Below are 7288 nucleotides of genomic sequence, written 5' to 3'. Positions count from 1 at the left end.
GCTCGGGCTCGATCACGTCGGCGATGGCGCCGACGACGGGCGCGGCGACGGCGTCCAGCATCCCCTTGATGCGGCTCTCGGCCTCGTCCGCTCCTTGCTCTGCGGCCGGCTCCTCCGTCGCCTCGAGGGCGACGTCGTCATCGAGGTCGGAGGCGAGCTCGAACACGTCGTCGTCCAGGTTGGGCGTCGGCTCGGGGACGGGCGGCGCGGCCCAGACGAACGTCTCCTCCGCGGCGACATCGTCTTCCTGCCGGGCGCCCTCTACGATCGCGTCCAGCGCCGCGTCGTCGTCGGTCGCGCCGGTCCCGAACGAGGGCTCGGGCGCCGGGCTCGCGGCGCCGTCACCAGGGTCGTCCTGGGGGGTCAGGAGCGTGCGAGTGGTAAACCGGGGCCGGGCGGAATCGGGGCGGTCGTCGGAGGCCATCTGCGATCGGTAGCGAAGGGAAGGAACGCCAGACTCGCTTCATGCAATCGAGCCGGCTAGCACGTGTCCGGAAGGTACGCGGGAGCCCGTGCGAGGCTCCCCGCCCCGAGACCCGACGTACCGATCCACACAGCGATTTCGGTTCGTGGACGTCTTGGCGTGATAATTGGATGGGATCGAGGACGCTCGTACGTTGCGGCGTCGCCCCCCTGCGCCTATGACTGCTCTCCGATTGTCCGCCGCGGTGCTCGCGGGGATTCTGACCTCCGGCCTGGTCTCCGCCCAAGAGGCCCGGCTCAGCCCGTCGTCCTCGAGGACGCTGTTCGCCGTCACGGACTCCGTCAAGGGCGACGACGGCGCCCGCATCTCAGCCACGACCACGTTGGTCTACGAGCCCTCGGCCGGCCGCTACGTCCACACCGTCACCGACGGAGACGGGCGCGTTCTGACACGGGCCGTCCGCTCTACGAGCGTCGTCGGCCCCACGCCGTCCGAAATGAGGGCGTCACGCGAGGCCATCGCCTCGCACCCCGAGATCGCGGCGCTCATCGAGGACGCCCGCGGCGAGGTCACCATCGACGGCGGCTTCCCGCTCGTCCGCGAGCAGGGCCACGCCTGCGGCCCCGGCGGACGCTGCGTCACCCTCGACGTGTGGCAAACCCTCGACGACGGCGACCGCCAGCGGATCCGCTACGTCGTCGTCGACCTGCGCGAGATCCGCGTCCTCGAGGCCGACGCCGACCCGCAGGCCGACAGCAACCTCGCCCACCCGGCTGCCCGCCAGCAGTCGCGCTTCCAGTAGCCATGCGCGCACTCCTTCTCTTCGTCGCTGTCGCGACCGTGGCGTCGGCTCAGGTCGACGTCTCCGACGCGAATTGCACCACGAACGGGACCTACCAAGACGGCCCGCCCTCACCCACCGAGGCCAACGCGCACATCGCGTGGCCCGCCGATAACCCCATCTGGGAGTTCGACGTGTACCGCCCCACCAACCGGACGACGATCAACAGCAGCGGGCTCGAGATCCGCAACGCGACGTTCCGGGGCCGAAAGGTGTTCGAGCGGGCGGGCGTGCCCGTCCTCAACGTCGAGTACGACGAGGGCGGCTGCGGCTGCTTCCGCGACTGGCAGGACCGCGAGGCGACGACGGAGCTCGGCGACGGCGCCGTCTTGGCCACCGACTGCGGCACGAACACGGACGGCAACCGGTCCGGCATCGCCATCTCGGCGCCGGGCGCGGTCCAGACCGCCTGCGAGGCGAACGCGGACCTCCCCCCGACGGGCGCCGGAGGCGACGTCGGCAACTTTGTCGGGATCGCCATCGAGGACTATGGGACGGAGCTGGTGCTCACAGGGCACGCCCGCGCCGGCTGGTACCGCTACCGCATGAAGTGGCACTTCTACACGGACGGCCGCGTCTGGCCCGAGTTCTCGTTCGCCGCCGCCGAGGCGCTGTGCACCGAGACGGGCCACCGTCACCACGCGTACTGGCGGTTCGACTTCGACCTCGAGGGGACGCCCCAGAACGACATCTTCGAGGAGATCACAGCATCGAGCGAGTCCGTCCTCGAGGCCGAGCTCGCCCGCGTCTTGGGCGGCGTAACGGACCAAACCTACTGGAGCGTGACCGACGAGGAGACCGGCTTCGGCTACGAGATCGTACCGAGCGAGGAGGACAGACGCCTCATGGCCGACGAGTTCTCGAAGGTGGACGCCCTCGTCCTCCGCTACAAGCTCGACGAGATCGACGACGGCTTGACGGTCAACACGGGCTGTGCCTTCGCGTACGAGCCGTTCGTCGACGGAGAAGCCATCTTGGGTGAGGACACCGTTTTTTGGTACCGGTCCGGCGCTCTCCACGAGGCCGGCTCCCCGTTCGAGTGCGACATCGTCGGGCCGATGCTTCGACCGGTGGGCATGCCCGCGACCATCCTCCCCGACGTCGAGGACGCCGAGTTCGAGGCCGTCCGCCCGAACCCGTTCGACGGCGTCGCGAGCACGCGCTTCCGTGTCACGAGCACGCAGCAGGCCTCGGTCGAGCTCTACGACTTGACCGGCCGCCGCGTCGCCGTCCTGTTCGAGGGGACCGCGACCGCCGACACGTGGCAAGATGTCCGCATCGACGCTCGCGACCTTCCGGCCGGCACCTACATCGTGCGCCTGCGCGGGGAGACGGCGAGCGGCACGACCCGCGTCGTCCTGGTTCGGTGACGTCGTCCTCGAGGTCGACGCGTTCCTGGACCGCCCTCGAGGCCGAGACACAGTTCTTCCGCCATGCGCTCCGCTGACGTCGCCGTCATCGGCGGAGGCTTGGTCGGCCTCGCCGTTGCCCGCGCGGTTCTCACGGCCCGGCCCGACCTCGAGGTCGTCGTCCTCGAGAAGGAGGACGGCGTCGCGCGGCACCAGAGCGGCCGCAACTCCAGCGTGCTCCATGCTGGCGTGTACTACCGCCCCGGCAGCCGCAAGGCCGTCTTGTGCCGGGCCGGCAAGGCCCGCATGGAGCAGTTCTGCACCGACGAGGGGCTCCCGTGGGTTCGGTCAGGCAAGACCATCGTCGCCGTCACCGACGACGAGCGCCCCGCCCTCCTCGCCCTCGCCCAACGAGCCCGCACCAACGGCGTCGACCTCGAGGTCGTGGACCGCGCCGGTGTAGCAAAGCACGAGCCGCACGTGAGAGCCGTCGCCGGCCTGTGGGTCCCCGCGACCGGCGTCGCCGACTTCCAAGCCGTCGCTGAGCGGATGGCCGAACGCTTCGTCGAGGACGGCGGAACGCTCTCGACCGCAACGGCCGTGACGGGCGGGCGCGAGTCTCCAAAGAACGTCGTCATCGAAACGACCGGTGGCGACCTCGAGGTCGGCGTCGCGGTCACGTGCGCGGGGTTGTGGGCCGACCGCGTCGCCCGGATGTTCGGCGCCGAGCCCGGCGTCCAACTCGTCCCGTTCCGCGGCGAGTACGCCGACCTGCGACCCCACGCTCGAGACCTGGTGCGCGGCCTGATCTATCCGGTCCCCGACCCGGCGTTCCCGTTTTTGGGCGTCCACCTGACGCGGCGTGTGGACGGAACCGTCGACGCCGGACCGAGCGCCGCGCTCGCCTTCGCGAGAGACGGCTATCGGCTCCGCGACGTGCGCGCCCGAGACGTCCTCGAGGTCGCGTCCTCGAGGGGCTTTCGGAAGCTCGCGACCCGGCATCTCAAGATGGGCCTGGGCGAGTTGGGCCGGTCGCTCAGCCTGAAAGCATTCTGGCGAGCAGCGCGGCGCCTGGTCCCGGACCTCGCCCTCGAGGACCTGGAGCGCGGGCCGTCCGGCGTTCGAGCCCAAGCTCTTTTCCCAGACGGGACCCTGGCCGACGACTTTGTGATCGCCGAGACCGCGCGGTGCGTCCACGTCGTCAACGCGCCGAGCCCGGCCGCGACGGCGTCGCTCGCCATCGGCGACGAGATCGCGGAGATGGCGTTGTCCCGGCTCGCTTAGCCTCCTCCGACCTCGAGGTCGTCTTCCGTTGCGGCGTCGAGCTGGGCCTTCTCGGCGCCGGACAAGCTGTTCCAGTGTCGGTCCTGGAGCGCGCCCGCGAGCGCCCACAGCCAGATCCGGTTGACGTGCTTGCCGTGCCGGTGCTTGAGCATCACGTACAGCATCGGCGCTCCCAACTCTCGGACCTCGTCAGCCGTCGTGACCCCGATCTCAGCGAGCAGTCGGTCGCTCTCAGGTCCCAAGTTCTTTAGCGACGAGGGCGGATCGCCCCCGAGCGTCGTCAAAGCCCGCGCGGGATGCGGCCCACCGGGTCATCGGTCTTGCGCTGTCTCCCCAGCTCGAAGGCCATCGTCCAGTCGGCGAACTCTCGCTGCCCGATCGGTCCTTGGAGCTTGACCTCGACGTTGTCGTGCCTCGAGGACGGAAGCACGCGGGTCTCGTACACGTCGAGGACGGCGTCGCGCGGACCTTCCAGTCGCTGCACGAACGTCCCCGGTCCCTCGCCATCCCACGGCCGGTCGTACGCGAGAAATCCGGTCACGCCGACGCTGTCGTTGTAGGTGCGGCTCGACTCGAGCAAGACCTCGAGGTCGGCGTCGGAAAACGGGACGATGGCGTCCGAGACGTAGACAAGTGCGTACAGATCGTCCATTCCAAACAGGGGGGTTCTGGCCAACCGGACTCCTTTTGTGGTGTTCCCTCTAGCTTACAGTGGTGGCCTCGACCACGGCGCCGTCACCGCTCGCGACGGAGTCCGCGAGCGGGAGCTCGAACCAGAATCTGGTCCCGCGGCCCTTCGTGCTCTCGACGTGGATCGTCTCGCCGTGCGCCTCCAGGATCTGCTTGACGATGGCGAGCCCGAGTCCGGTCCCTCCTTCCTTCCTCGACCGCGCCGTGTCCACGCGGTAGAACCGGTCGAAGATGCGGTCGACGTGGTCTTGTGGAATGCCGCGCCCCGTGTCCACGACCTCGATGCGGGCCTTGTCGAGGTGACGTCGCATCCGGCACCGGACCGAGCCCTCGTCGGAGTACGCGATGGCGTTGTCGATCAGGTTGACCAACACCTGGCGGATCCGGTTGCGGTCGGCGAATACCTCGAGGGCGTCGTTGTCGTAGCTCAGCTCGAGCCCCTTGGCCTCGGCCTTCGGGTCGAGCATCTCGCCGACTTCCTCGATCAGGCTCTGGGCGCTGAACGATGTCGGGCGGACCAGGTCTTCGCGGTACTCGAGCTTGGCGATCTCGATCAGGTCCGAGAACAAACGGTTCAACCGCTGCAAGTTGGCGAGCCCCTTCCCTGCGTACCGCTTTCGCTGATCGGTCGAGAGCGAGTCGGACCCGAGCGCCTCGAGGTAGCCGAAGACGGCGAAGATCGGGTTCTTGACCTCGTGAGAGACGTTGCCGATGAACTCGTTCTGGACGCGCTGCATCCGCTGGAGCTCTTGGATATCGGACCGGAAGCGCCCGGCCATGTGGTTCAGGCTCCGGGCCAAGTCCTGGAACTCGCTCGCCCGCGTCTTAACGACGATCCGGCCCTCGAGGTCGCCCTCGTTGATCTTCTGGGCGCTCCTCGTGATCGCCCGAAGCGGTCGCGTCACCTGTCGGGCCGCGATCCAGGCGCCGAAGATGGCCGTCAGCAACGCGAGCGCCATCCCGACCGCGAGCGCCGCCTGCAGCGACTCGATGGCCTGGAGCAACCTCGGCACCGGCTCTCCGATCCGCACCATCAGCCCCGTCTGCGGCCTGAGCAACGCAACGTAGAGCCGCGTCCCGTCCGGCCCTGGACGCTCGGAGTAGCCGACGTTGTCGGACGCCTGAAGCGCCTCTTGGACCTCTCTCTGCTCGAAGAACGGTTCCGTCCTCGAGGACGACGCATCGTCGACGGAGGGGCCGAAGTCGCCCAGCACCTCGTCACGCGTCGCGATGGTCACGTCGACGCTGGTCAGCGTCGCGATCTGGCGCCCGAGTTCGAGGAGATCCGCCCGGTCGGGCTCGGCCTCGAGTTGGACCGCGAACCGGCTGGCTTGCTCGCGCAAGGTCTCGCGCGCGGCGTCCTCGACCTGCCCTTGCAGGATCAGAAACGAGTACAAGCCGACGCCAACGACGGCCAAGCCCACGAACAAGGCGAACGTGAGCATCATCCACGTCTGGGTCGAAGCCCGACGGGGATACAGCAGTTGACGGACGTCGCGCCAGCGCATTCTAGGTGTTGGGGGTTGGGGTCTGGGGATTGGGGAGGTCAGACCGATCCCCAATCCCTAACCCCGAACACCTACGCTTCGGCCTCTGCCTCTTCGACGAAGCGGTAGCCGACGCCGCGGACCGTCTGGATGTGACGGGCGAAGTCGCCGAGCTTCTCGCGCAGGTTCTTGATGTGCGCGTCGACGGTCCGCTCGGTCACCATCATGGCGTCCTTCCAGATCGTCTCCAAGAGCTGCTGGCGGGTGAACGCCTTGCGGGGGTGGCGGACGAGGTAGCGCAACAGCTCGAACTCCGTCAGCGTCAGGCCCAAGTCGTCGCCCTCGAGGGTGGCGCGGTACTCGTCCTCGTAGATCGTCAGGCCGGCGACGGACAGCGTCTTGCTCTCCTCGGTGCCGGTCCGGCGCAGCACGGCGCGGATGTTGGCGAGAACGACCTGGGGGCTGACCGGCTTGGTCAGGTACTGGTCGGCGTTCTCGAGACCCTGGAGTTGGTCCTGCTCCTCGGTCTTGGCCGTCATCATGATGATCGGGATCTTCTCCGTCTCGACCCGGCCGCGGAGCTTCTTCGCGATGTCGAACCCGCTCATGCCCGGGAGCATGACGTCGAGCAGGATGGCGTCGATGTCGGGACCGGCCTTCGAGAGCGCCTCGTCGGCGTCGTGGGCGGTCTGCACGTTGTAGCCCTCCTCACGGAGGAAGTGGGAGATGATCTCGACGACGTCCTCCTCATCATCAACGACGAGGATGGTGATCTCTTGGGGCGTGGAGGTGGCCATTGGGCAGGGCGTGTGGGCGAAGTGCAGAGGCGCTAAGTCGGCCTCGATTTAGGCTATACACGGATGGGGCGCTCGGGTTCTCTGGCGTGCCCTACTCGTCCTCGAGGGCGGGACAGTGAGCAAGGACGAGGGACCTGCCGATCCAGTCGTCGACTCGAGGACGCGTCTGGTCCTAGCCGTCCTCGAGGCCGTGCCAGACCCGCGGGACGCGCGCGGTCAAGCCGCACGTCAGTTCGTAGGAGATCGTGCCGGCGGCGCCAGCCTGCTCTTCAGCGCTCGGCCCTCCGATGCCGAACACGACGGCCTCGTCGCCGACCTCGACGGCGTCGCCGTCCTCGAGGGCGACCATCGTCATGTCCATGCACACGCGCCCGACGATGGGTCGGGGGCCGGCCTCGAGGCCGACCCTGCCGCTG

The 7288-nt window shown here is 68.5% G+C and carries 8 protein-coding genes and 1 pseudogene; 3 read left to right on the top strand and 6 right to left on the bottom strand.

Annotated elements, in window-relative coordinates:
* Positions 1-424 (bottom strand): annotated as a pseudogene (locus WBA11_RS12250) (hypothetical protein); the annotation flags it as partial.
* 217 nt (positions 425-641) lie between these two features.
* Between WBA11_RS12250 and WBA11_RS12245 the strand changes: the two are divergent.
* The 3 genes from WBA11_RS12245 (at position 642) to lhgO (ending at position 3898) form a co-directional block, all read left to right on the top strand.
* Positions 642-1226, top strand: coding sequence for a hypothetical protein (locus tag WBA11_RS12245; protein ID WP_424520961.1), 585 nt, complete (start codon positions 642-644; stop codon positions 1224-1226).
* Positions 1227-1228: 2 nt separating this feature from the next.
* Positions 1229-2635, top strand: a complete 1407-nt coding sequence (locus WBA11_RS12240) for a T9SS type A sorting domain-containing protein (protein ID WP_424520960.1) — start codon at positions 1229-1231, stop codon at positions 2633-2635.
* A gap of 63 nt (positions 2636-2698) precedes the next feature.
* Positions 2699-3898 carry an L-2-hydroxyglutarate oxidase gene (lhgO, locus tag WBA11_RS12235; RefSeq protein WP_424520959.1) on the top strand — a complete coding sequence of 400 codons (1200 nt, stop codon included), beginning with the start codon at positions 2699-2701 and terminating at the stop codon, positions 3896-3898.
* On the opposite strand, the gene WBA11_RS12230 is transcribed toward lhgO, so the two are convergent.
* The 5 genes from WBA11_RS12230 to WBA11_RS12210 all read right to left on the bottom strand — a co-directional run.
* Positions 3895-4182 carry a TfoX/Sxy family protein gene (locus tag WBA11_RS12230; RefSeq protein WP_424520958.1) on the bottom strand — a complete coding sequence of 96 codons (288 nt, stop codon included), beginning with the start codon at positions 4180-4182 and terminating at the stop codon, positions 3895-3897. The two genes, lhgO and WBA11_RS12230, sit on opposite strands and share 4 nt — an antisense overlap.
* A complete protein-coding gene (locus WBA11_RS12225) occupies positions 4179-4574 on the bottom strand; it encodes a BLUF domain-containing protein (protein WP_424520957.1) in 396 nt (131 codons plus the stop codon). Before WBA11_RS12225 ends, WBA11_RS12230 begins: the two co-directional genes overlap by 4 nt.
* A gap of 25 nt (positions 4575-4599) precedes the next feature.
* Positions 4600-6096 carry an ATP-binding protein gene (locus tag WBA11_RS12220; RefSeq protein ID WP_424520956.1) on the bottom strand — a complete coding sequence of 499 codons (1497 nt, stop codon included), beginning with the start codon at positions 6094-6096 and terminating at the stop codon, positions 4600-4602.
* A 71-nt stretch (positions 6097-6167) separates the two neighbouring features.
* Positions 6168-6872, bottom strand: coding sequence for a winged helix-turn-helix domain-containing protein (locus WBA11_RS12215; RefSeq protein WP_424520955.1), 705 nt, complete (start codon positions 6870-6872; stop codon positions 6168-6170).
* Positions 6873-7044: 172 nt separating this feature from the next.
* Positions 7045-7288: alanine racemase (locus WBA11_RS12210; RefSeq protein ID WP_424520954.1), on the bottom strand; the 244-nt coding region annotated here is incomplete at its 5' end.

Source organism: Rubrivirga sp. (genome assembly GCF_049648075.1).
In the GTDB taxonomy this organism is placed as follows: Bacteria; Bacteroidota; Rhodothermia; order Rhodothermales; family Rubricoccaceae; genus Rubrivirga.
This window is presented reverse-complemented; position numbering and strand designations above follow the sequence as displayed.